The organism is Heyndrickxia sporothermodurans, from assembly GCF_003055045.1.
GTDB lineage: Bacteria > Bacillota > Bacilli > Bacillales > Bacillaceae_C > Heyndrickxia > Heyndrickxia sporothermodurans.
Genome location: NZ_NAZB01000019.1, coordinates 325,776 through 348,362 on the forward strand (window position 1 = coordinate 325,776; position 22,587 = coordinate 348,362).

Annotated in this window: 25 protein-coding genes, 1 other RNA gene and 2 riboswitches; of the genes, 7 read left to right on the forward strand and 19 right to left on the reverse strand. The window is 35.0% G+C overall.

Features of this window, described 5'->3' with window-relative positions; all coding sequences use genetic code 11:
- Positions 1–386: 386 nt before the first annotated feature.
- From B5V89_RS09320 to B5V89_RS09345, 6 genes are all read right to left on the reverse strand, one after another.
- Positions 387–866 carry a hypothetical protein gene (locus B5V89_RS09320; protein ID WP_108071619.1) on the reverse strand — a complete coding sequence of 160 codons (480 nt, stop codon included), beginning with the start codon at positions 864–866 and terminating at the stop codon, positions 387–389.
- Positions 867–1,019: 153 nt separating this feature from the next.
- The gene (locus B5V89_RS09325) at positions 1,020–1,469 is read right to left on the reverse strand and encodes a Dps family protein (RefSeq protein ID WP_084347525.1); all 450 of its coding nucleotides are present in this window, start codon (positions 1,467–1,469) and stop codon (positions 1,020–1,022) included.
- A gap of 296 nt (positions 1,470–1,765) precedes the next feature.
- Positions 1,766–2,260 carry a VanZ family protein gene (locus B5V89_RS09330; RefSeq protein ID WP_066229464.1) on the reverse strand — a complete coding sequence of 165 codons (495 nt, stop codon included), beginning with the start codon at positions 2,258–2,260 and terminating at the stop codon, positions 1,766–1,768.
- Positions 2,261–2,424: 164 nt separating this feature from the next.
- Positions 2,425–3,171 (reverse strand): amino acid ABC transporter ATP-binding protein, encoded by a 747-nt coding sequence (locus B5V89_RS09335; protein ID WP_108071621.1) that lies wholly within the window; start codon positions 3,169–3,171, stop codon positions 2,425–2,427.
- Between the two features lie 13 nt (positions 3,172–3,184).
- Positions 3,185–3,868 carry an amino acid ABC transporter permease gene (locus B5V89_RS09340; RefSeq protein WP_066229474.1) on the reverse strand — a complete coding sequence of 228 codons (684 nt, stop codon included), beginning with the start codon at positions 3,866–3,868 and terminating at the stop codon, positions 3,185–3,187.
- Positions 3,869–3,883: 15 nt separating this feature from the next.
- Positions 3,884–4,678, reverse strand: coding sequence for an amino acid ABC transporter substrate-binding protein (locus tag B5V89_RS09345; protein ID WP_108071623.1), 795 nt, complete (start codon positions 4,676–4,678; stop codon positions 3,884–3,886).
- Between the two features lie 167 nt (positions 4,679–4,845).
- Here B5V89_RS09345 and B5V89_RS09350 point away from each other — a divergent pair, with 167 nt between their 5' ends.
- On the forward strand, positions 4,846–5,031 hold the full coding sequence (locus B5V89_RS09350; protein WP_108071625.1) for a hypothetical protein: 186 nt from the start codon (positions 4,846–4,848) through the stop codon (positions 5,029–5,031).
- Between the two features lie 169 nt (positions 5,032–5,200).
- Positions 5,201–5,365: a hypothetical protein gene (locus tag B5V89_RS20075; RefSeq protein WP_181294639.1), complete on the forward strand. Its 165-nt coding sequence runs from the start codon at positions 5,201–5,203 to the stop codon at positions 5,363–5,365.
- 86 nt (positions 5,366–5,451) lie between these two features.
- Here B5V89_RS20075 and tenA read toward each other — a convergent pair whose 3' ends face one another.
- The 11 genes from tenA to selD all read right to left on the reverse strand — a co-directional run bounded on the left by tenA (position 5,452) and on the right by selD (position 14,408).
- The gene (gene tenA / locus B5V89_RS09355) at positions 5,452–6,141 is read right to left on the reverse strand and encodes a thiaminase II (protein WP_066229482.1); all 690 of its coding nucleotides are present in this window, start codon (positions 6,139–6,141) and stop codon (positions 5,452–5,454) included.
- Between the two features lie 39 nt (positions 6,142–6,180).
- A complete protein-coding gene (gene thiE / locus B5V89_RS09360) occupies positions 6,181–6,786 on the reverse strand; it encodes a thiamine phosphate synthase (protein ID WP_108071627.1) in 606 nt (201 codons plus the stop codon).
- The gene (thiM, locus tag B5V89_RS09365) at positions 6,776–7,585 is read right to left on the reverse strand and encodes a hydroxyethylthiazole kinase (protein WP_108071629.1); all 810 of its coding nucleotides are present in this window, start codon (positions 7,583–7,585) and stop codon (positions 6,776–6,778) included. Before thiM ends, thiE begins: the two co-directional genes overlap by 11 nt.
- A 13-nt stretch (positions 7,586–7,598) precedes the next feature.
- Complete coding sequence (thiD, locus tag B5V89_RS09370; protein ID WP_108071631.1) at positions 7,599–8,408, reverse strand: bifunctional hydroxymethylpyrimidine kinase/phosphomethylpyrimidine kinase; 810 nt, start codon at positions 8,406–8,408, stop codon at positions 7,599–7,601.
- Positions 8,377–8,898 (reverse strand): energy coupling factor transporter S component ThiW, encoded by a 522-nt coding sequence (gene thiW, locus B5V89_RS09375; RefSeq protein WP_066229494.1) that lies wholly within the window; start codon positions 8,896–8,898, stop codon positions 8,377–8,379. The genes thiD and thiW overlap by 32 nt, the downstream gene beginning before the upstream one ends.
- 113 nt (positions 8,899–9,011) lie before the next feature.
- Positions 9,012–9,112: riboswitch (TPP riboswitch) on the reverse strand.
- 59 nt (positions 9,113–9,171) lie between these two features.
- Positions 9,172–9,274, reverse strand: a riboswitch (TPP riboswitch).
- Between the two features lie 151 nt (positions 9,275–9,425).
- Positions 9,426–9,621: non-coding RNA, 6S RNA (ssrS, locus tag B5V89_RS09380), on the reverse strand.
- Between the two features lie 119 nt (positions 9,622–9,740).
- Positions 9,741–10,664, reverse strand: a complete 924-nt coding sequence (locus B5V89_RS09385) for an ABC transporter permease (protein ID WP_066229498.1) — start codon at positions 10,662–10,664, stop codon at positions 9,741–9,743.
- Positions 10,657–11,526 carry an ABC transporter permease subunit gene (locus tag B5V89_RS09390; RefSeq protein ID WP_066229502.1) on the reverse strand — a complete coding sequence of 290 codons (870 nt, stop codon included), beginning with the start codon at positions 11,524–11,526 and terminating at the stop codon, positions 10,657–10,659. The genes B5V89_RS09385 and B5V89_RS09390 overlap by 8 nt, the downstream gene beginning before the upstream one ends.
- A 409-nt stretch (positions 11,527–11,935) precedes the next feature.
- On the reverse strand, positions 11,936–12,034 hold the full coding sequence (locus B5V89_RS20450; protein ID WP_219909935.1) for a putative holin-like toxin: 99 nt from the start codon (positions 12,032–12,034) through the stop codon (positions 11,936–11,938).
- Positions 12,035–12,296: 262 nt separating this feature from the next.
- Complete coding sequence (gene mnmH, locus B5V89_RS09395; RefSeq protein WP_107920269.1) at positions 12,297–13,334, reverse strand: tRNA 2-selenouridine(34) synthase MnmH; 1,038 nt, start codon at positions 13,332–13,334, stop codon at positions 12,297–12,299.
- Between the two features lie 30 nt (positions 13,335–13,364).
- Positions 13,365–14,408, reverse strand: coding sequence for a selenide, water dikinase SelD (gene selD, locus B5V89_RS09400; RefSeq protein ID WP_107920268.1), 1,044 nt, complete (start codon positions 14,406–14,408; stop codon positions 13,365–13,367).
- Positions 14,409–14,584: 176 nt separating this feature from the next.
- Here selD and B5V89_RS09405 point away from each other — a divergent pair, with 176 nt between their 5' ends.
- A complete protein-coding gene (locus B5V89_RS09405; protein ID WP_107920267.1) occupies positions 14,585–15,646 on the forward strand; it encodes a permease in 1,062 nt (353 codons plus the stop codon).
- Between the two features lie 119 nt (positions 15,647–15,765).
- Here B5V89_RS09405 and B5V89_RS09410 read toward each other — a convergent pair whose 3' ends face one another.
- On the reverse strand, positions 15,766–17,262 hold the full coding sequence (locus B5V89_RS09410; RefSeq protein WP_108071633.1) for an amidase: 1,497 nt from the start codon (positions 17,260–17,262) through the stop codon (positions 15,766–15,768).
- A 147-nt stretch (positions 17,263–17,409) separates the two neighbouring features.
- Complete coding sequence (locus tag B5V89_RS09415; RefSeq protein WP_108071635.1) at positions 17,410–18,615, reverse strand: MFS transporter; 1,206 nt, start codon at positions 18,613–18,615, stop codon at positions 17,410–17,412.
- Between the two features lie 230 nt (positions 18,616–18,845).
- Between B5V89_RS09415 and B5V89_RS09420 the strand changes: the two genes are divergently transcribed.
- The 4 genes from B5V89_RS09420 (at position 18,846) to B5V89_RS09435 (ending at position 22,567) form a co-directional block, all read left to right on the forward strand.
- Positions 18,846–19,640 (forward strand): Cof-type HAD-IIB family hydrolase, encoded by a 795-nt coding sequence (locus B5V89_RS09420; protein WP_108071637.1) that lies wholly within the window; start codon positions 18,846–18,848, stop codon positions 19,638–19,640.
- Between the two features lie 37 nt (positions 19,641–19,677).
- Entirely contained in the window at positions 19,678–20,796 is a 1,119-nt protein-coding gene (locus B5V89_RS09425; protein ID WP_108071639.1) for an NAD(P)/FAD-dependent oxidoreductase, read from the forward strand.
- Between the two features lie 88 nt (positions 20,797–20,884).
- Positions 20,885–22,234, forward strand: coding sequence for a sodium-dependent transporter (locus B5V89_RS09430; RefSeq protein WP_108071641.1), 1,350 nt, complete (start codon positions 20,885–20,887; stop codon positions 22,232–22,234).
- Positions 22,235–22,345: 111 nt separating this feature from the next.
- Positions 22,346–22,567 carry a hypothetical protein gene (locus B5V89_RS09435; protein WP_108071643.1) on the forward strand — a complete coding sequence of 74 codons (222 nt, stop codon included), beginning with the start codon at positions 22,346–22,348 and terminating at the stop codon, positions 22,565–22,567.
- Positions 22,568–22,587 lie beyond the last annotated feature (20 nt).

The window sequence follows — 22,587 nt, forward strand, 5'->3', positions numbered from 1 at the left end:
TACTCCCCATATTTTTAACCAGTATTCCAAAACATAAAGTACTCCAGTAAATATAACCGTATAAATCCATTTATTTATTGGGGGTTCACTTCTCAATACCACATTGAAATACAATAGGTATAAAAAAGGGGTAACGATGACCACATAAATTCGGTAAATAATGAACAATGCTATATCATCACTAATTTTCCACAAACTTAAATTTACAGTAAGAAAAGAACTATAAGTTGTTATTAAAAATTCCAAAATCATAAAAGTAAAAAAATTTACCAGTGGATTAATTTTTCTCTTAAGCATAAAAAATGATAGAAGTAGAATGATTGCTGCGTCTATAAAAATGGAGAGTTCCATTTATATCATCCCTTAAATAATTTTTCTTTCTAGTACTAGTTATTTCTCCTCTGGCATACCATCATTTCCATTTTACATGTCCATTTATAAAATATAATAAGTATTAAAAGTAGAAACGGATCAACGATTGCGGAGATCCCTAAATTCCACCATCCATAATGAAAATAACCCCAAGGTTCAGGAAGTAAAGCTACCTTTTCATAAATTAAAATGAATACATACCAACAAATAAAATATATAATTCGCTTAAATAATCGAGATTGATTTGGATACCAATTTAGAAATATCAAATTAACCGGGGGAACGATTAATGCGATTGAAGGAATAGATGTCCATTCAATTTCTTTATCAAAATACCAATAACCTTGATATTTCACATCAACAAACAAATCCACCATCATTTGCAGCGATACTGTGAAACACCAGATATGGATAATCTGATTTAGGGAAAGTTTTTTGTTGGTAGTAAAAGCAATTGTATTAAAAAGGATAATCGCAATAATAAAGCCAATCATAGAAAACGTCCTTTTTAGTTTTAAATTAACCTTACTTTGTTGTTCTAGTAAATCATTATCTGCATAAAGCCAAAAAGTATTGGATGAAATATAATATTTTCATCCAATAACAGGATTAGTAATCCTCTTTTCTTTCCTTTTGCTAATTAATTATTATTCATAAGCAAGATAAGCGTTAAACATCCAAATATGCTTTTCAAATTTTCCTTGTAATTCGTTTAACAAATCAATTGTCGGTTGATCTTGTTGCTCTTCAGCTAACTTTCTTCCTGTTTCATTCAATTCTCTTACCATTTGCCCATAATCACTGATTAATTGAGAAATAAGCTCATTTTCCTTGTCATCCGCCTGTGCCTCAACAAGAGTCGTTTCTTCTAGAAATTTGCTCATTGTTGCTAATGGCTTTCCCCCAATTGCAAGAATTCTTTCTGCAAGTGTATCTATATCTGCTGCCATTTCGGTATATAATTCTTCAAATAATTTATGTAAGTGGAAAAAATGTCTTCCTTGTACAAACCAATGGTAGCGATGAAGTTTAATATACATTACAGAGAAATTAGATAATTCTTGATTTAAGAAATTGATTAATTTTTGATTAGACACGACAACTTCTCCTTTTTCCTATAGTTTCATTTATTTTCTCCTAAATAAAATTTTTTACCCAACATTACTTATTGTTGTTTTTTAAAATAATTAAAAGGCGATTTCTACATCGCCTTTTTATTGTTCTTTAGTATTCTATTTCTTCATAATCTTTTGGTTGTGGTAAAGGATTATTAGGCTGTCTTATGTTTGCCTTTGGTTTCGCCTTATTTTGATTCGGAGTAGAATTCTTTTTACTTTTACTCAAAATTACTCACCTCAATGTATATTCTTGAGTCCAATGATCTTTTTTATACTTACCGAATATTTGTAAATTCGGTGTGTCCTTTACTAAGGCTTTTAATATTCGTATAAACAAGCAAAAACACTAAGTAGCCTAGAACACCACCAATTGTATTTAAAATAATATCATCAACATCAAAACCGCCTACATGATAGGTTAGCTGGATCGATTCAACAATGACTGTGGTGAAAAATGATAAAAATAGAACCTTTAAAAATCCGTTCAATCGTTTAATTAATAAAGGAGCAAGAAAACCTAACGGCATAAAGGCAAGAACATTTCCGAATAGATTGGAAAACCAAATAGTAAAATTAAAATGGTCATAGTAATCAATATACATTTTTATTGTTTTAAATGGGATTATATTATAATTTTCTTGTGTTGCAGGTATCCGATATCGACCTAAGAAAAGAATGTATAACATATAGCAAAAATAAACGAAAAAAATAAGCCAAAAAATGATTTTAAGTATTTTTCTTACCTTTTTAAGATTAATGATTTGGAACATCTTTCTCCCCCAACATTCTCTATTACTAAAATGTATGTATCATTTACAAAATGATGCATTACCTATTATAGACGATTTTTTTCTCTTTTTTACACAAAATCGGTAATTACCATAAATTCTATTAAAAAAAGGCAATGATATGTATATCATCACCGCTGGGATTGTTACCTTACATTTACCTTATTTAAAAATTGCAAAAGACGAGGATTATTCGATTGTCCAAACACTTCATTAGGAGTGCCCTGTTCAACGACTATCCCTTGATCCATAAATATCACCTGATCGGCAACATCTCGTGCAAATTGCATTTCATGCGTGACAACTACCATAGTCATTCCTTCATTTGCTAAATCTTTCATAACTTTTAGCACTTCTCCAACAAGCTCAGGATCAAGGGCGGATGTTGGTTCATCAAATAATATGACTTCGGGATCCAACGCCATTGCTCGTGCAATCCCAACACGTTGCTGCTGTCCACCTGAAAGTTGATGTGGATACATGTCACCACGATCTTTTAGCCCTACTTTTTCTAACAATCCTAATGCTTTTTGCTTTGCTTCTGCCTTTGAACGTTTCAATACTGTAACTTGTCCTTCCATGATGTTTTCCAGTGCTGTCAAATGCGGAAACAAATTATACCCTTGAAAAACCATACCTGTTTGTTTGCGAATAGCCATTATTTCTTGAAGCTTTATCTTTCTATTTTCTTGAAATTCCAGTTTTCGATTTCCAATCGAAAGTGAACCTTTATCTGGAGTCTCCAATAGATTTAAACAACGAAGAAGAGTTGTTTTTCCTGAACCAGATGGTCCAATGATAACAGCAGTTTGCCCTTTTTCGATTGAAAGTGTAATCCCTTTTAAAACTTCTAAATCATGAAAACGTTTATGCAATTGTTGGATAGAAATCATTCTTCGTCCCCCACTATTTTGCTACCGTTCGATTATATCGCCTTTCAAGCATAGATTGACCAAACGATAACACAGTACTAAATAGTAAATAAATGAAAGCTACTTCTATATATAGCCAAAGCGGCTCATAAGTGGCAGCAACGATTTGCTGACTTTTTTGGAACATTTCAGTAACAGTTATCGTTGCAGCAAGTGACGTATCTTTCACTAAACTGATAAAAGAATTCCCTAAAGGTGGCAAGGATACACGCATTGCTTGTGGTAATATAATTCTTCTCATCGCTTGGGATTTCTTCATCCCTATTGAGTATGCTGCTTCCCATTGGCCTTTTGGAATAGATAAAATGGATGCCCGAAAAATTTCGGAACTATATGCTCCCACATTTAAGGTGAAGCCGATGATTGCTGCAGGAAACGGATCTAACGTAACCCCTAATTTAGGCAATCCATAAAAAAGGATAAACAATTGAACGAGTAAAGGGGTCCCTCTAAAAATCCATAAATAAAATTTAGCGAGTAAGATTAATGGTTTAATTGTAGAAATGCGAATAATCGCTATCAGAAATGCTAGTACCGTTCCTAATATAAATGTAATGATTGAAAGAGGAATAGTAAAATATATGCCTGCTTTTAGTATAGGAAAAAAGGAATCACGCAGGATTCCGAGTATTCGGATGGTAGATTCATCTGTGAACATCTTTAATCGATCCCTTTACTTCGACACATCTGTGCCAAACCATTTTTTTGAAATTTTCAAATAGGTACCATCTTTTTTCATATCTGCAAGTGCTCCGTTTACAGCCTTCACTAGTTCATCTGAATTTTTCCGAAAAAGAAAAGCATTACTCGTCGCATTTTTTTCTTCATAGACGACTTTTATAGGCAAATTGGGTTGGTGTTTTTTCAAATCTAAATAAGAAAGACTATCGTTTATTGTTGCGTCAATTCGTTTTGAAGTGATCAGATCAATTGATTGATTGAATCCATCTACAACCGTATTTGTTGCACCATGGTCTTCTGCAATTTTTCGATAATTACTATCTAATGACTGCCCTACTTTTTTTCCTTTTAAGTCATTTAACGTTTTTATGTCATGATTATCTTTTCCTACAATTAAAACAGCTTTCGAGACGATATATGGATCTGACATATCATATTTTTTCAATCGATCCGTTCGAACAGCTACTTCATTGGCAACTAAGTCATAACGTTTCGCATCTAACCCTGCAATCATACCGTCCCATTTTGTTTCAATATATTTAGGTTTTATCTTTAATCGTTTAAATACCTCATTTGCAATGTCGATATCAAAACCTGTAAGCTTTCCAGATTGGTCGTGATAGGTAAATGGTGAATAGGTCCCTTCCGTTCCAATGTTTACGACTCCTTTGTCTTTAATTTTGTCATAAAGGTTTTTTTGCTCGTTTTTATTATCATTGTTTGTCCCACAAGAACTTGTAATTATTGCAAAGGTTAAAATTATGAGTGTAAATAGTAATTTTTTCATCAAGCATCCCTCATTTTTGTATTTATCATTTATTCTCGTAGTTTTGCCCTATGCAAAAAGGGATATGCATCTTGCCTATTATGAAGTATGTTCAATCATTAATTTTACTTCTAAAAATCACACTTATTTTTGTTTGTACATATAATATGACAAGGAGGTGGTTAACAATGGTTCAATTGTTTTTAGCTACAATCGTTGCTGGATTTGCGTTACTTGGCTTAAGTCTGCTTGGAGTTGTTACGGGGACATTAGCTACAGTAGTTGAATTCATTGGAGCAGGTGCCGTTATTCTGTTCGCTATCGTCTTAATTGTTAAAGCAATTATGGCTTTACTAGGGAAACTGAATGTATAAACCTTTTCCTTCATAAAATATGGAGGGTGCCCAAGCTTCTTTTTATACGGACTTATCAATATATTTTTCATTACTTGAAAAAGTGGGATGTCCCACTTTTTTTTATCTTATTTAACTTACATACTTTTTTACATATCAAAGGAAAATAAATCAAAAGGAGGGACAAACTTTGGTTAATCAAAATTTCGAAAAATTTCATAAACTACAAGAAAAGCATAAGTCGAGTTATCTCGGAAAGGATACGGACCAAAAACAATTAAATCCAGATCCGGAATATAATAATCAATCAAATACCGATAAAGCAATTGGAGCAACAGGAAGAGAACTAAAATAAGCTAGGGGTTATCCCCTAGCTGTTTCATATCAATGTTAAACATAAATTCAACTTTTTTAACGAATAAAAATACATACAATACAACTTTATAATGGCCATTCTTCTTGGTGATAGACCATATCCCAGAACATATATTCAAAGCGAGATGTCATTTGAAAATGTTTCTCTAAGGATACCAGTTCATGTTCCCGAGTTCCTTCAGTTAATTGATTCATTAACTTGATTAACCAAAGGGCAACCGATCCAAACTCATCTGATGAATAAGTTTCTATCCAATGTGAATACGGATTTGATTTTATTTGATGGTGATGCTGTTTTTTTAAAAGCTTACCAATCTCCCAATAATCCCATGCACAAGGAAGCAAACAAGAAACTACTTCCGCTAATGACCCATTTAGTGATACGTTTACCATATAATTTGTATAAGCTAGATTTATAGGTGTTGGTTTTACCTGTTCTAATTCCTCTTCAGATATCCCAAATTCTTTAGCATATTTTCTATGCAAGTCCATTTCAAAATGTAGAATTGAGTGTAATGAGTGGGAAAATTTTTGCATTGTTTGTAAATCTTTTGCTTTTTGAGTACCTATTGCAAATAACTTCGAATACTCAATTAAATACACATAATCCTGTTTCATATAATAAGCAAAAAGTTCAATTGGTAAAGAGCCGTCACCAATACCTTGAACAAATGGATGTTGATGATTTTTATTCCAAATGGGTTGAGCATTTCTATATAATCGATCGGTAAATAGCTTCCCTTGCGTCATTGTCATATTCTCCCTCTCTATTTTGCACATTGCAAATTTATTTTTTTACTGAAAAAATTTTTTCGCTGCTTCCTTTGGGTTTTTTGCCTTCATAATTGCAGAAACTACCGCAATTCCAGAAAAATTTATTTCTTTTAATTGATGAAAATTATCTAATGTTATTCCTCCGATTGCTACAGCTGGTATATTTACAGAATCTTTAATTGCTTTTAAGGTTTCCATAGATAACACAGTTGCATCTTGTTTTGTTTTAGTTGGAAAAGCAGACCCTATTCCAATATAATCAGCTCCAATTTTTTCAGCTAATTGGGCCTGCTCGATTGTTTGCGTAGACACACCAATAATCATTGACTTGGGAACTATTCGCTTTAAGGCAGAAAGCGGTATATCGTCTTGACCAACATGTATACCATCAGCTCCTACCGCTAACGCAATATCTACACGATCATTTATAATTAGAGGCACTTGATAGCTTTTTAACAACGCTTTTAAATGTTTTGCTTTTTTATAAAATGTGAGTCCATCGCTATTCTTTTCACGAAGTTGAACGATGGTCACACCACCTTGCACAGCTTCTTCAACAATTGATAAAAGTTCGCCTATTGGGGTTCGTTCATCGGTAACTAAATAAAGATTGTAATTAACATTCATGAATTTTCACCTCTTTAGCAAAAACTTCCTCATTCATTCGATAGATTTCATCCATCAGCTTTATTTTATATGTTCCAATCCCTCCATCTGTTGCCAAGTGTTTCGTTGCACGTTCCCCTGAAAGTGACATAATTGACATTCCCGTGATGGCGGCACCTAAATAATCAGATGTTACGCCAGAAAAACTGCCTATGAGTGAAGTAGACATGCATCCTGTACCTGTTATTCTTGTTAATCTTTCATCCCCATTTGATAGATAATAGTTCTTACTTCCGTTTGATACAACGTCTACTTTGCCACTTATGCCAACAACACATTGGAATGTATTTGCAGCTTGCTGAGCTATTTCAATTGATGGTACAGAGCCATCAGCGGCATCGACTCCCTTTGTTCCACCTGTACCATTAATTAATGTATGTATTTCACTGCTATTCCCACGGATGATAGCCATCTTTACTTTTTCTAATAGTTCCATAGATCGTTCTGTTCGATAACTTGTTGCGCCAACACCGACAGGATCCAATATAACTGGAATTCCTTTCTTATTAGCAGCAATCCCTGCATGTAGCATGGATTCAAAAACAACATCATGAATCGTTCCTAAATTGATAATTAGTGCATCAGCTAGATGGATCATATCTTCTACCTCTTTAATCTCTGTCGCCATTACTGGTGAAGCTCCGATTGCAAGTGTGACATTAGCACAATCATTAATAGTTACCACATTTGTCATATGGTGAATAAGTGGTTTTTTTTCTTTTACTAATGAAATTAACCGTGTCATTTTTGAAATTTCCATTGGAATCCCTCCGCTATTTATTGTCTACTAGTCCAGCACGTTCATATAAATGGTAAAAATGATTTGTTGGACCATGTCCACTGCCAAGTTCTAAGCTATGTTGAATTGCTATTGTAATATAATCTTTTGCTTTCTTAACTGCACTCAACAGGGGTTCTTCCTGAGCAACAAAAGCGGTGATAGCTGAAGATAATGTACACCCTGTTCCATGAACATTTTTCGTATGAATTCTCTTCCCAGGCAACCATGTAAAGTGATGTCCGTCAAAAAATAAATCATTTGGATCCCCTTCTAAATGGCCACCCTTTAATAAAATTTTTTTGGCACCGAGTTCCTGTAATTTGAGGCAGGCAGTATACATGTCTTCAATCGTCCAAATTTTACTGTCTGTTAAACTTTCAGCCTCAGGTATATTAGGTGTAATTAATGTCACCATTGGAAGCAATTTTTCTTTTAACGCATCTATCGCATTTTGCTGTAATAAATGGTGACCACCTTTTGATATCATGACTGGATCGAGGATGATATGCTCTGTACGGTATATATTCAATTCCTTTGCAACCACATCAATATTTTCTTTTGTTCCGAGCATTCCAATTTTAACTGCATCAACATGAATGTCGTCGAAAATAGCAGATATTTGATCACTGATTATTTGTGAATCAATCATTTGTACAGATTTTACTTCCATTGTGTTTTGGGCGGTAACTGCAGTAATAACCGACATTCCAAACACACCTAAGGAAGAAAATGTTTTAATATCTGCTTGGATCCCAGCTCCACCTCCTGAATCAGATCCTGCGATTGTAAGTGCTGTTTTCATGAATGATTCCTCCAAACGTTTGATTTCGTAATAATACTTTCATTAAAAATATGGCAATTAGTGCTCCTGCAAAGGAACTAACTATAAATGAAGGGATAAATCCAAATAAAGCTACATTCTTTCCTAATAGTAGCCTTGCTACTGGATATGCTGCGAGTGCCCCAAGAATGCCAGTTCCAATAACTTCACCCGTAAACGCCCAACTAAGCTTTCTTGTTTTCATAAACAAATAGCCTGATAGAAATGCACCAATCATACTTCCGGGAAAAGCAAATAGGGAGCCGGTTCCTGTGAAATTTCGGATGATTGACACGATAAATGCTTGTGCAATTGAATAAAACGGACCCAATAGGATAGCGGTTAATACATTAGCCATATGTTGGATAGGGAAAATTTTTGCAAATCCCACTGGGATAAAAACGATATTACTTATTAAAGTAGTTATCGCAATAATAACTGCAGTTATCGTCATTTTTTTTAACTTATTCATCTTTACACACCTCCATCATTTGATTTTTGTGAGGAAGCTTTTCTTTCTCCAACAAAAAAACCGCCTTCCTCAATAGAAAGCGGCAATAACAACTGTAACTAGAAAATACAGAATAGCTATTTAGACCGCTTCCCTACGCCGGTATAATCCGGATCAGGTACAAAGGGTTTCAATCAATGATATCTCTCAGCCTATGGCTCCCCTAGCAGAAAAAATTATGAAATTGTACACAAAAAAGCCCATCGTAAGCAGTTAGATGGGCAGAATTGATTATATCTCTTACTCCCACTTCCTTACGCCAGCATAAACTGGATCAAGTTCAAAGGGTCCAGAACATCTCTGTCTCAGTCTTATTTAGACTCCCCTAGCGATAAAATTATTCATTTATGTATATGTTAGCATAAATTAGATAAAAAGAAAGGATAATTTTCCTTTTTAAAATTTGGTTCTTATTATATAATTCCATACATTATTCTCTGTATAAAAAAACCAGTTCCCGATTGGAAACTGATTTGGAAGTTGTCATTTATAAGGCCGCCTTTGCCGTATGAGTATTAAGAAAGTTTTAAACCACCACTCCTCAAAGTGGGTGTTTGCAGAAACGTTCTTGCTTGTCTTCCATGCCATGTAGGCGAAAGCTTGTCATTCCAGTTTCAATATAAAACTCCCTGTTACAGCTTAAAGGTTAAAACTTTATTATCAATACGTACAATGCAGCTTGTATTGTTATATTACTTTATTTTTATCATTTTTTCAAGTGAAATGATTTACTGGAATAATAAACTACCTCATTTTTATGAATTCCTTTGCAATATTATTTTGCAATTATTAAGGATGGTCGTCTAAATCCACTGACTTGTTTGATATCTGCGGTTATAATGTTTTTTTAATCCAACGGCTAAAAGTTGAAATGATACAATCGCAAACAGTAAGCATACTAATGGAATGAAAAGAACGAACTGATTTCCCCACAAATGATCCCTTGCCTGTCCTACTAAACCAGCCCATTCTTTCGTAATCGAATGATATAAAGTTGGTGAGGTTTCTAGCTTCGTTCCTCCTATAAAAATATTAAATAATGCTAATTGTCCCATCACAGTGATTGCGGTAACAATTTCGAGAACAAATAATATAACAATATCTTCTATTAAATGTGGAATGATGTGGCGCTTAATTATTTTCCATTTTGAAGACCCTGTCGTAATGGCGGCTTCAATAAAAGGCAAGCGATACACTTGTATCGTTTTTTCCCGAATCGATGCGGCTACACTCGGAAATCCGATTATGGTCGATACGATGATAAATAATACGATTAATGATATAGGCTTAATAGTTGGATTAAAAGAAATCGGCCACAAAACGAAATAAATGATTAAAAACGATGGAATATACGATAAAGAATGTTCAAATGACTCCCAAATGTGGAGCCTCTTTTTCATTATCCCTGTAAATAATCCAATTCCTAAACCAAGAGCAATTTTTAATAAGGCAATCGAAATTGAAATAAAGACAGTATATTTTGCACCATAAATTAGTAATGTAAGTAAATCGTATCCCCATTTGTCTGTTCCTAACGGATATTCTTTGTATGTAAAGGGGGCTAGCGGTGGAAATGCCATATTTTTTTCCCCATATTGATAAATCGTAATACTGTCTGTTAATTTATGTGGGGCAAACAATGGACCGACTATTGATATTGCGAATAAAAAAAATACCATAATTACGCTGATGATTAAATATGGATTCCATGTTCTTTTTTCATGCATTGATAAACACCCGCTCAATAAAATAGAAAAGTAATTTGATAAACAAATAGCAAAGAGTTGCAATGGTCAATAAGATTAATAATGATAAAAAGACTTTCTGAAATTGATAATCATCAAAAATAAAAATGGTTAATCCTTTTATATTAAACAAATATTCGATAATAAATAAATTTCCTATTGTAAATGATATGGCTTTTTTTAAATCAGCAAAAATATAAGGAATTAAGTTTTTCAATATATGCCGGCTATTAATATAGTGTCTATCCAGTCCTTTGCCTACGGCTGTTCTTATGTAGTCCAATCCGGTTATTTCTATATATCTAGCAGAAATCATTTTAAATAAATAAAATGTTGGCATTAATGAAAGGATGGCAATCGGAAACCATAGATTGACTGAATCGGAAAATGGGGACAACGTAATTACACGTATATCTGTCCACTTGTAAAATTCAACAGCAAGTGCAATCGATAAAATAATAATGATAAAATCTGGAACTAGGGAAAATATATTTATAATCCAACGAAACAGTTTTGTCATTTTTAAGGAACTTAAGAATACACCAAAGCTAAGAGAAAATAATAAAGCAACTAAGATGCTTGAAAATAAAAGAATTCCCGAGTTTATCGAAAATGATTGAATATCGTTTAGTACAGAGTGTGAGATACCATTTATACTGTATGTGCCAAAAGTTCCATCTTGAAAGGACGTAAAAAACACTGGAATATTCATAATCATAACTTCGGGATGAAATTGTAGGTATGCCTCTCCATGATTGTTACTAACTATAAACATGGATGGAAGACTAGTCACTAAAAAGATGATTACTACTATTAAAAAGATTTGCAAAAACTTTTTTATCAAACACCATCACCTCCATCATTGTTACATTAGTTCATTTGGAATATATTTTACCAAAATACGTAGAATTTTTGTTCTATTTAAAAAATATATAATTAAACTTAATGTTATATGCAGATGAATCATATGAAGGCTTTTTCCTAATAAAAAACCCTACTTTTGTCATGATGTACAGATTGATTAAATTTATATAAAATAGACATTGGGGCGATTTTGTGAGGTATCTAATCAATCAATTCCAATTAAAGGTTATTGTTTGAATATTATATTTTTATTGGATATAATAAGAAAAGATAAAAAAAGAACATTGGTTGGGAGCCAATGTTCTTACACAGCATACCTGCATGGAAGTGCAGTGGCCCTATAAGGAAAGCTTGGAACCTACCCTAAAACCATGGCCTGGCAGGGTGGGTTATTTCTTTTTTGTAAGAGAAATAACAACGGTAATCACGGTAACGATTAATGACCCAAACATCATCATTAGTGACAACGCTTCGTAAAATGTGACCATCAGTGATCTCCCCCCTTTAATTTAGGAGTAACCACCACCACCCTGCTATACTGTGCTAATAACATTATAGCACAAGCTTTTAAATTTTTTAGAAAATTTTTACAAAATTAATTCCATAGACCTACAATTTATGTTAAAATAAGATGTTTGGTCTATTAAAATGTGTTTACATAATAAATTTATGTTAAATAAATACTATACCTTATTCAAAAAAACGACTAAAACAAATAATGTTATAGCCGTTTTATGAGTAACAATTAGATTATATTAATTTTACACTAAGTTGATCGCGAATATGCTTGATAGCTTCTTCAACATTTTTTGCTTTAATATAAATCTTACTTTTTTCTGGATATTGTTCCGCTGTATGTTCGTATAAAGGATCATAATAATATTCTAAGAGCAATTTAACGGCTGAAGAATAATCACCTAATTTTAAATCTGTCTCAATCTTGCTTGCAATTGGTGTATGGATTCGTCTTTTTATTCTTGAAAAAGCTTCAAAGCATTCCTTTTCATAATTCCATGGCTGATAATCCTCTAAAATATGACGTACCCGCTCTTCAATTGGTATTTCAATAAATAACTGTACTCCCTGCTCTTTTTTTTCGATTAAAAAATCTGGTAAGGAGACTTTTCCAATTCTTTTGCTTTCCCCTTCAAATAGGATATATGGCGAATGATTAAGTGAAAGAATCTCTTCAAGAAGCTGTGCATCAAATGTTTTTTGATTATTTGGTTCCAATCCGATTTGACCAAATATTGAACCTCTATGTTTCGCCAACCCTTCAAGATCTAGAACTGGATACCCCTCCTGATCAAGGCGATGAAGAATCGTTGTCTTCCCTGAACCGGTATAACCATTTAGGATATAAGCTTTCGGTCGTAATTCGAATGTCTCCAGTGTATCTACTACCCAATTTCTATATGAACGATAGCCGCCATTTAAACGAAAAACATTGATGCCCATTAGTCCAAGAACAGTTGCTGTTGTTTTACTCCGCATCCCTCCACGCCAGCAAAAAACCGCTTTTTTACCATTTAATTTCGCAAATTCCTTTACAAAACCCGGCAACTTTGCCGACATAATTTCAAGGCCGCGTTCCTTTGCAGCTTGTGGACTTATTTGTTTATAAATAGTACCAATTTCAGCTCTTTCATCATCATTAAAAAAAGGAATATTTATGCTTCCCGGAATCGTTGCATCTTTATATTCAGACTGAGAGCGAACATCAATCACAGTTAGCTCATTGTTATTTTTTAATGATCTTAATTCTTCAATTGATATGTCATGGAACATAATGTTCCCACCTTTCCCAATCACACTAGTCTATAATACGACGATATGCCCTGGATTTTCCTCGTTCACCTCACCAATAATTGCTGCTTCTACCCCAGCATTTATTAAATCCGTAAGAAGTTCTTCGCCTTCTTCACCAGCCACAGATATTAATAGTCCGCCTGACGTTACCGCATCACATAAGATCCATTGATCGATTTGATCCATAGTTTCAGGGTAAGTGACATCTCCTTCAAGGTGAGCAAAGTTATTTTTTGTTCCACCCGGAACAGCTCCCGCTTCAGCTAGCTCTCTAACTCTAGGAAGCATTGGTACTTGTTCTTTATGGATATGAAGTCCAACACCACTGCCTTTTGCCATTTCTGACGCATGTCCTAATAATCCAAATCCAGTAACATCGGTACAGGAATGTACATTATAATTCCCCATCGTTTCAGCGGCAGTTTTATTTAATGTTGTCATTACATTTGTTACACGGTTGATTTCTTCCTCAGATAATAAATCACGTTTAATTGAAGTAGTTAATATCCCAACACCAATAGGTTTTGTTAAGATTAATTTATCTCCTGCTTTTGCTCCTGCATTAGTACGTACTTTATCAGGATGGACGATTCCCGTTACGGCTAAACCAAATTTCGGTTCTTTATCATCAATTGAGTGTCCCCCAACAAGTGTTGCCCCTGCTTCTTTTAATTTATCTCCTGCCCCGCGCAGAATATCAGCTAATATTTCCTTTTCTAATGTGTGTATTGGAAAGGCCACAATATTCAATGCAGTTAACGGTGTTCCTCCCATGGCATAAATATCACTGATCGCATTTGCCGCTGCTACTTGTCCAAATGAATAAGGATCATCCACAATTGGTGTGAAAAAATCAACTGTTTGGACAATGGCTAAATCGTCTGTTAAACGATAAACACCCGCATCATCACTAGTATCTAATCCGACTAATAAATTTGGGTTTGGTGTAGCAGGTGGCAACGTTCGAATAACGGCAGCTAAATCAGCTGGTCCGATTTTACAACCACAACCGCCTTTCGAAGATAATGAAGTAAGTTTTACTGTACTTGTCATATGATAACAACCTTTCGATTATTTTTTGCTTTAATTATAGAACAGGAAAATAAAAAATGCATATTTTAGGATTTAATTGAGGGATTCATTAAAAATCTTTCAACGAAAAAATATAAATTATGATATAATATAATGTCTTTTATTATTATTTTACCATTATTTGGGGGTTGTTTTTTATGCCACAGCTTGATCATTCTTTACAACCACATCAAGCATATAAGAAAAAAACGTTTTGGTTCGTTTTTGCTTTTATCATTATCGCCGCTGCCGGATTGTTTTATGTGAAGTGGTGGCCATATTATCATAAGGTAATTTTAGCAGCTAATACTCATTCAATTGGCTCATCGATTTTAGGTGACCAATCAAAAGGAGCCCCATCATGGCAAACAGCTTGGGACTATGCAAAGGTTTATTTTCAATCCGTTTGGAAGGCTGCGGTACTTGGTATTTTATTAGGTTCCTTACTTCAAGTATTACTTCCGGCAAAATGGCTTTTAAAAGTGCTTGGTAAAACTTCGTTCGGAAGTACTGCAGTTGCGGGGCTTGCTTCGATTCCCGGGATGATGTGTACGTGTTGTGCAGCACCTATGGCTGTGGGACTCCGTAAAAAAAATGTATCGGTTGGAGCAGCACTAGCATTCTGGATTGGGAATCCGATGATTAATCCCGCCACACTCGTCTTTATGACGTTTGTATTGTCTTGGAAATTCACTTTATTGCGTTTGATTATTGGTCTCGTATTAACTTTCGGTGTGAGTTATGTAGCGAATCGTTTTGTAAAAGACGTACAACCGATTGACATGGATCAAGTTTTTCATCCCGAAGAACCTAAGGGGCATTTTTTCACTCGATGGATGAAAAGCATTTGGATGATGATCATATATATTGTTCCCGCCTATGTTCTCTCAGTACTCGTTTTAGGTGCTGGTCGCGCTTGGCTGTTCCCTCATTTAAGTACTTCGATGGCGAATAGCCTTATAGGAATCATTATTTTTGCTATTGCAGGAATGCTTTTCGTAATTCCTACTGCTGCAGAAATTCCAATTATCCAGACTTTTATTACAATGGGACTTGGTGGAGGACCTGCTGCAGCACTATTAGTTACATTACCTGCGATTAGCCTACCTTCTTTATTGATGGTTGCAAAATCATTTCCGAAAAAAGTGTTGTTTTTTGTGATATTATCCGTTGTTGTATTAGGAATAATTAGCGGCGTCGTAGGACTGTTCGTTTTATAAACTTTACTATCATTTTTAGTTCTTTCACAATAGATGTTTTCAATTATATTTCGATTTTATAGTTTATTCATTTTATATCATTATTAAAGTCCAATTCTTATGAGAATTGGACTCTTACTTTATGAATGAAATATTTGATTTCCTTTCATCCCTACCCATATATCTGATTGTTCCATTTCACTAGCTATTCTTAATAACCAGTCTTCTCTTCCTTTTGGTGCCATGAATTGAACACCTAATGGCAATCCATTTACAGTTAAGTGGATAGGAACGGAGATTGCTGGTTGACCAGTAAGATTAGCTAATTGTGTAAATGGCGTATAAGTTAGACTTGGTTCAAACATTTCATAAACGAGCTTTTGTTGTTCAAATTTATTTAGCGTAGATATTTTTAAAAGCTCTGCTATTTCTTTTTCGGAATGGGTTAATTCTCCTACTTGTGGAGCTGAATAAGCCGTCGCCGGTGTCAGGTATAAATCATAGCTTTCATGAAATTGTGCCATTTGCGCCGCGGCTACATCCCACTCGGCAATACTTTGTGTAAATTCCGCTGCTGTAACAGATTTACCTGCAACCGTTAGTATCCATGAAACGATCTCCATGTCACTTGCAGTAATCGCTCTCCCTAATGCTTTTTCCATTGAATCTACCATACCGGCCATTTCACCATTATTCATGATATAATAATTTTCCATTAAACGGATGCCGTCGACATTGTTCTTTTTTTCTTCCACAATATGACCTTGTTCTTCTAGCCATTGAACTGTTTTATATACCGCGTGTTTTGCTTCCTCACTGACTGGTGTTCCCACCGGTGATTCCGTTGTGAAAGCTATTCGAAATTTTGGGTTGGTTCGCTTTGTGATTTCATTTAAGAAGCTACCCGGAAATAATGGCGTCTGAAATGCAGCCTCAGGCTGTACTGTTTGTAAAACATCTAAAAGCGCGGCGCTGTCACGAACGGAGCGAGATAAAACGAAATCAATGGATGCACCTTGCCATTGGCGGCCAACACCCGGGCCAACCGGTGTACGTCCCCTTGTCGGTTTCAAACCTACAAGACTTGTAAAAGATGCCGGAATCCGAATTGATCCTCCGCCATCGCTTGCACCTGCAATCGGAACGATTCCGGCAGCTACACTTGCAGCCGCGCCACCACTTGAACCACCTGATGAATAATTCGTATTCCATGGGTTTCGTGTCGGTCCATGGATTTCCGGTTCTGTTATATTTTTCAACCCAAATTCCGGCGTATTCGTATGACCGATAAATAGAAAACCTGCTTTACGGAGTTTTGCTACAAAATTTGAGTCTCGTCTTGCAATATTATCTAAAAACAGCTTTGATCCTGATGTCAGTGGTTCACCTTCCACTGCTTGTGAAATATCTTTTAAAACGATAGGAACTCCTGCAAAAGGCTGTTCCCCAATATGTAAATCGTCCATTTCTTCTAACACTTTTTCTTTACGTGTACGCACCACGGCATTTAATTGCGGGTTTACCTCTTCGATTCGATTATATGCCGCTTCTACCAATTCCTTTGGCGATACTTTTTTCTTTTTTATTAATTCAGCCAAACCAATCCCATCTTCTGAAATATACGAATGCTTGTCCATTTCTCCACCTCTTAATTCATAGTTCTTCAATTATTTTCTAATAGAAACTAACAATTTACAAATCATTTATTTCTCACATTTAATTACAGTCAAAAATAAAGCAGTGAAATCAAATTCTATTTGAACTTCACTGCTTCGGATAGTTTATTATTGCAGTTCCACATTCCTTGTTTCTTTTCCTAAAAAGAGAACGGATGCAGCTCCAATTAATACTGATATACAGAAAATCGTAAATATGATTGTAAATGAAATATTTTGCTCAACTAGATACGGAACTAATAACGGCCCAAGAATACCTCCGACGCGTCCAAAAGACGTAGCCATTCCTGTACCTGTTCCCCTAATTTTTGTTGGGTATTGTTCAGGCGTATAGGCATATAATGCACCCCATGCTCCAAGATTGAAAAATGATAATAGGATTCCTGAAATAATTAATAAAGATAACGTACCGGCTGTACCAAATAAATAGGCGCTTAATGCTGTACCGATTAAATAAACAACAAGAACAAATTTTCTACCAACTTTTTCAATAAGCCATGCTGCTGTAAAATATCCCGGTAATTGGGCAAGAGTCATGATTAACACATATTCAAAACTCTTTATCATACTGAAACCTTTCATTACCATCACACTTGGTAACCATAGGAACATTCCGTAATATGAAAATACTACACAAAACCAAAGTATCCATAACATAAGGGTTGTTCGAGTATACTTTTTTGACCAAACCGCTGTAATGCTTTGAATAATTGTTGGCCGTTCTTTCTTTTGTATCGTTACAAAACGATCTGAATCTGGTAAGTGCAGTCGCAAGTATAATGCATAGAACGCGGGAATAACACTAATTAGTAAAGCAATTTGCCAGCCAAAGTGCGGAATGACAAAATAAGAAATAATGGCAGCAATCAACCAGCCAAAGGCCCAAAAGCTTTCTAATAATACGACAATTCTTCCTCGTTTTTCAGTAGGTACACTTTCTGATACAAGTGTTGAAGCAACCGGCAATTCTCCCCCAAGCCCCATTCCAATAAGAAATCGTAAAATTAAAAAAATCGAAAAAGAGGTTGTAAATGCTGATGCGCCGCTTCCTAACGAAAATAATAATAATGTAATAATAAATACATGCTTTCGCCCAATTCGATCCGCTAATAAACCGAAAAGAAAAGCACCTACAGCCATACCGATAGAATTGATACTCCCTATCCATCCCATCTGCCCGACGGTTAAATCCCAATCTACCTTCAAAGCAGCGATAATAAATGAGAGCATTCCTACATCCATCGCATCAAACATCCATCCTAATCCAGCAATCCCTAGTAGTTTTTTGTTAGAAATCTCATTTTTACTTTCCATTTTGTCCTCCAGTTCTCCATATAAATAGTAGTTTACCCCTTTTATTCTATTTACATAAAATCGGCAAATCCACATAAATATTAACACGTGTCTTTACACTTGTCATCACTTTTTTATTCATCATTTATCACTTCACTCCGTTCCAGTGATAGTGAATCTTTTCTGTTTGCTCTATTTTTATGATAAAATGCATGTAGGAATTGACGAAAATAAAGAGATGGAGCAGTGAGATGTCTGATTACAAAATTATTTTTTTAGATATTGATGGAACAGTGTTAAGACCAGATGATCAAATTGAGGACTCAACGAAAACAGCGATTGCCAAAGCTCAACAAAAGGGTATCGAGGTATTTCTTGCAACTGGGCGTCCGTTACATGAGATTTCGGATATTGCAAAAGAATTACATATTGATTCGTACATTGGTTATAACGGCGCATATGCAATACATAAAGGAAAAGACGTATTGATAGAACCAATGAAAACGAGTACCGTTAAACGCTTTTTATCGATTGCCAATGAACAAGGAAACGAAATGGTTATGTATACGAATAAAAAAAATCTTTTCACTTCAATGGAAGATCCTGAAGTAAAGAAGTTTATGAAAATCTTTCATATGAGTAAAAACGAGCTATATTCTTCAGAAAATCTTGATCCAATACTTGGAATCACATTAATAAAGTTGAATGAAAATGATCCCCCTTTTTATGAAAAAGTAGATAATTTACATTTGTCACGTGTAAATGTAAATGGATTAAATAATTGTTTTGATGTCATTCAAGATACGGTTAATAAAGGATTTGCTGTTACTCAAATACTGGAATATTTGAATATAGACAAGAAATATGCGATCGCCTTTGGTGATGGAATGAATGATAAAGAAATGTTATCGGTTGTTGGTGAAGGTTTTGCAATGGGAAATGCTGATCCGAATCTTTTTGCCTATGCAAAACATAGAACGACTGAAGTGACTAATTCGGGAATATACAATGGGTTAAAAACACTTGGTTTACTAAGTGAAAAATAATTAAAAGCGAAAAGTTTAAAAGAAAAGGAATAGTAAAATGGAGAAAATTGTCGTAGTTGGCGCAGGAATTTTAGGTGCTTCAACCGCTTACCACTTAGCTAAAGCGGGCGCTGAAGTAGTTGTCATTGATAACAACGATGAAGGTCAGGCAACAGATGCTGCCGCTGGCATAGTTTGTCCTTGGCTTTCCCAGCGGAGAAATAAGGCATGGTATAAGCTTGCTAAAGGTGGAGCAAAATACTATCCTACCTTAATTGCGAGTTTAGAGAGAGATGGAGAAACTAATACTGGTTATGCACGAGTTGGGGCTATTAGTATCCACACAGACACAGAAAAATTATCTGCGATGGAAAAGCGTGCGATAAAAAGAAAAGTAGATGCTCCAGAAATCGGTGAAATAACAGTACTTAATCATGAGCAAACAAAAGCATTATTCCCTCCTCTTGCTGACGGCTACAGTTCCGTTCATGTTAGTGGCGCTGCAAGGGTCAATGGACGAGCATTACGTTCAGCATTGCTAAGAGGGGCCACTAAACATAGGGCAGTAATTATATCCGGCAATGCTAGTTTACTATGTAAAGAGAAAGAAGTTACGGGAGTTATTGTCGATAAAAAAGAAATTACTGCAAATAAAGTGATCGTCACAGCAGGAGCATGGGCAAATCAAATCATCGAAACACTTGGTATACAGTTTCAAGTTACTTCACAAAAAGCACAAATCATGCATCTACAAATTCCTAATGAAAGTACAAGTAATTGGCCGGTCGTGATCCCTCCTTCTGATCAATACATACTTTCTTTCGAAGATCAACGAATTGTTATCGGGGCAACCCATGAAAATAATGTAGGGTTTGATACACGTGTTACTGCCGGAGGGTGTTATGAGATTTTAAATAAAGCATTACAAATTGCACCTGGGCTTGCAGATTGTTCAATACTGGAAACACGGGTCGGTTTTCGACCATTCACCCCCGACTTTTTACCTGTCATTGGACCTCTTCCTGGGTTTTCCGGAATTCTCGTTGCCAACGGTCTCGGTGCATCCGGTTTAACGATGGGTCCTTTTATTGGTTTGCAATTAGCTAAGCTAGCACTTAGTAAGGAACTAGATATTGAACTTAGTGATTATGATGTGGCAAGTGCGGTTTGCAAATAGCCTATCCTATCTTAAGGATAACTAGTAAACGTTTTTCATATATATTTCAAGGGATGGTATTGCATATTCAATAAGAAAGGAGTTTCAAATGACTCAAGAAAAACAACAATGGTCTTCAAAACTTGGTTTTATTTTATCCTCTGCTGGTGCTGCGATAGGATTAGGTGCGATATGGAAATTTCCTTATGTAACTGGAATGAGTGGGGGCGGAGCTTTTTTTCTTATCTTTGTTATTTTTACATTAATTATTGGACTCCCCCTTCTTATTTCTGAATTCATCATTGGACGTGGATCAGGTAAAGAAGCAATTAGTGCGTATAAAGTGCTGGCACCTGGAAGCCCATGGAAATGGGTTGGCAGAATCGGTGTCCTTGGCTGTTTCTTATTATTATCGTTTTATAGTGTTGTCGGTGGCTGGATCATCATTTATAGTGGATTATCTATTCCGGGGAAGATTATTGAAGAAGGAACGAAGTACCCAGATCTCTTTGGATTGATTACAAGTAGTCCACTAATTTCTATTGGTGGATTAGCTCTCTTTATTTTAATTAATGTTTTCGTCATTTCGAACGGAATCCAGAATGGAATAGAGAGAGCAAATAAATATATGATGCCTATCCTTTTTATCTTTTTTATTGTCCTTGTCGTTCGATCAGTCACATTAGACGGGGCATTGGAAGGAATTCGCTTTTTTTTAAATCCTGATTTTTCAAAAATAACAGGTGAAGCTGTTCTATATGCACTTGGTCAATCTTTTTTCTCATTAGCTGTTGGATTCTCCTGTATGGTCACATATAGCTCATATTTAAAAAAGGATGTAAGTATACCAGCATCAGCTACTTCCGTTGTATGGATGAATATTTTTGTCTCTTTACTTGCTGGTCTAGCCATTTTTCCGGTTGTTTTCGCTTTTGGATTAGAGCCGACTGAAGGACCGGGCCTACTATTCATCGTATTGCCAACAGTGTTTTCACAAATGCCATTCGGCCAACTATTTTTATGTTTGTTTTTAATTTTATTTTTATTTGCAACCTTAACGTCATCATTTAGCTTATTAGAAATCATTGTTGCAGCCTTTACTTCAAATGGAAAACATTCAAGGAATAAAGTTTCATGGATTTCCGGTTTAATTGTATTCCTTGCTGGCATACCTGCCGCACTATCTTTCGGTCCATTGAAGAATAGTAAATTATTCGATAAAACCGTCTTCGATGCTACTGATTATCTTGTAAGTAATATTTTGCTACCGATTGGTAGTATGCTCATTGCTTTATTTATCATTTATCGAATGGATCGCTCGCTTGTTAAACAAGAATTTTCATTAGGTAATTCTCTTTCTTCAAGATGGTACGAATCATGGAGAATACTGATGAAATGGGTTGTTCCTATAACCATTATTCTTGTATTTTTAAGTTTAATTGGCTTTTTTGGAGATTAATTTAATGACAATTGTAACTGGACTTTCTGTTAGGAAGTCCGTTTTTTTTGTATATTTAAAAAGGAAACTTAACTCCGATGGCGAATATAATTTGTTAAGGGGGTTGATGTGATGCATACAAATAAAGTATTAGAAATACGTTGTACCAATCCAAATTGTAAAACTTGGTTTCCTTCACCATTCACACATGGGAATTTAAACGGATTTAATGTAAACGTTTTCAAAAGGTTGAAAGCTCAATGCCTAATTTGTGGAAAAATGGTGTCAGGCACCATTAAAAATGTCCGCATTCGAACTGTTAGTGATAATCTTCGATTCGATAAAACCTCATAAATGAAACGAGGCAGTCTCTC

Excerpts from the sequence above, each read along its gene's own strand:
- B5V89_RS09320 (WP_108071619.1), bottom strand. The coding sequence starts at position 866 with ATGATTGGCTTTATTATTGCGATTATCCTTTTTAATACAATTGCTTTT.
- B5V89_RS09330 (WP_066229464.1), bottom strand. The coding sequence starts at position 2,260 with ATGTTCCAAATCATTAATCTTAAAAAGGTAAGAAAAATACTTAAAATC.
- B5V89_RS09335 (WP_108071621.1), bottom strand. The coding sequence starts at position 3,171 with ATGATTTCTATCCAACAATTGCATAAACGTTTTCATGATTTAGAAGTT.
- B5V89_RS09340 (WP_066229474.1), bottom strand. The coding sequence starts at position 3,868 with ATGTTCACAGATGAATCTACCATCCGAATACTCGGAATCCTGCGTGAT.
- B5V89_RS09345 (WP_108071623.1), bottom strand. The coding sequence starts at position 4,678 with ATGAAAAAATTACTATTTACACTCATAATTTTAACCTTTGCAATAATT.
- B5V89_RS09350 (WP_108071625.1), top strand. The coding sequence starts at position 4,846 with ATGGTTCAATTGTTTTTAGCTACAATCGTTGCTGGATTTGCGTTACTT.
- tenA (WP_066229482.1), bottom strand. The coding sequence starts at position 6,141 with ATGACAATGACGCAAGGGAAGCTATTTACCGATCGATTATATAGAAAT.
- thiE (WP_108071627.1), bottom strand. The coding sequence starts at position 6,786 with ATGAATGTTAATTACAATCTTTATTTAGTTACCGATGAACGAACCCCA.
- thiM (WP_108071629.1), bottom strand. The coding sequence starts at position 7,585 with ATGGAAATTTCAAAAATGACACGGTTAATTTCATTAGTAAAAGAAAAA.
- thiD (WP_108071631.1), bottom strand. The coding sequence starts at position 8,408 with ATGAAAACAGCACTTACAATCGCAGGATCTGATTCAGGAGGTGGAGCT.
- thiW (WP_066229494.1), bottom strand. The coding sequence starts at position 8,898 with ATGAATAAGTTAAAAAAAATGACGATAACTGCAGTTATTATTGCGATA.
- B5V89_RS09385 (WP_066229498.1), bottom strand. The coding sequence starts at position 10,664 with ATGCATGAAAAAAGAACATGGAATCCATATTTAATCATCAGCGTAATT.
- B5V89_RS20450 (WP_219909935.1), bottom strand. The coding sequence starts at position 12,034 with ATGGTCACATTTTACGAAGCGTTGTCACTAATGATGATGTTTGGGTCA.
- mnmH (WP_107920269.1), bottom strand. The coding sequence starts at position 13,334 with ATGTTCCATGACATATCAATTGAAGAATTAAGATCATTAAAAAATAAC.
- selD (WP_107920268.1), bottom strand. The coding sequence starts at position 14,408 with ATGACAAGTACAGTAAAACTTACTTCATTATCTTCGAAAGGCGGTTGT.
- B5V89_RS09405 (WP_107920267.1), top strand. The coding sequence starts at position 14,585 with ATGCCACAGCTTGATCATTCTTTACAACCACATCAAGCATATAAGAAA.
- B5V89_RS09410 (WP_108071633.1), bottom strand. The coding sequence starts at position 17,262 with ATGGACAAGCATTCGTATATTTCAGAAGATGGGATTGGTTTGGCTGAA.
- B5V89_RS09415 (WP_108071635.1), bottom strand. The coding sequence starts at position 18,615 with ATGGAAAGTAAAAATGAGATTTCTAACAAAAAACTACTAGGGATTGCT.
- B5V89_RS09420 (WP_108071637.1), top strand. The coding sequence starts at position 18,846 with ATGTCTGATTACAAAATTATTTTTTTAGATATTGATGGAACAGTGTTA.
- B5V89_RS09425 (WP_108071639.1), top strand. The coding sequence starts at position 19,678 with ATGGAGAAAATTGTCGTAGTTGGCGCAGGAATTTTAGGTGCTTCAACC.
- B5V89_RS09430 (WP_108071641.1), top strand. The coding sequence starts at position 20,885 with ATGACTCAAGAAAAACAACAATGGTCTTCAAAACTTGGTTTTATTTTA.
- B5V89_RS09435 (WP_108071643.1), top strand. The coding sequence starts at position 22,346 with ATGCATACAAATAAAGTATTAGAAATACGTTGTACCAATCCAAATTGT.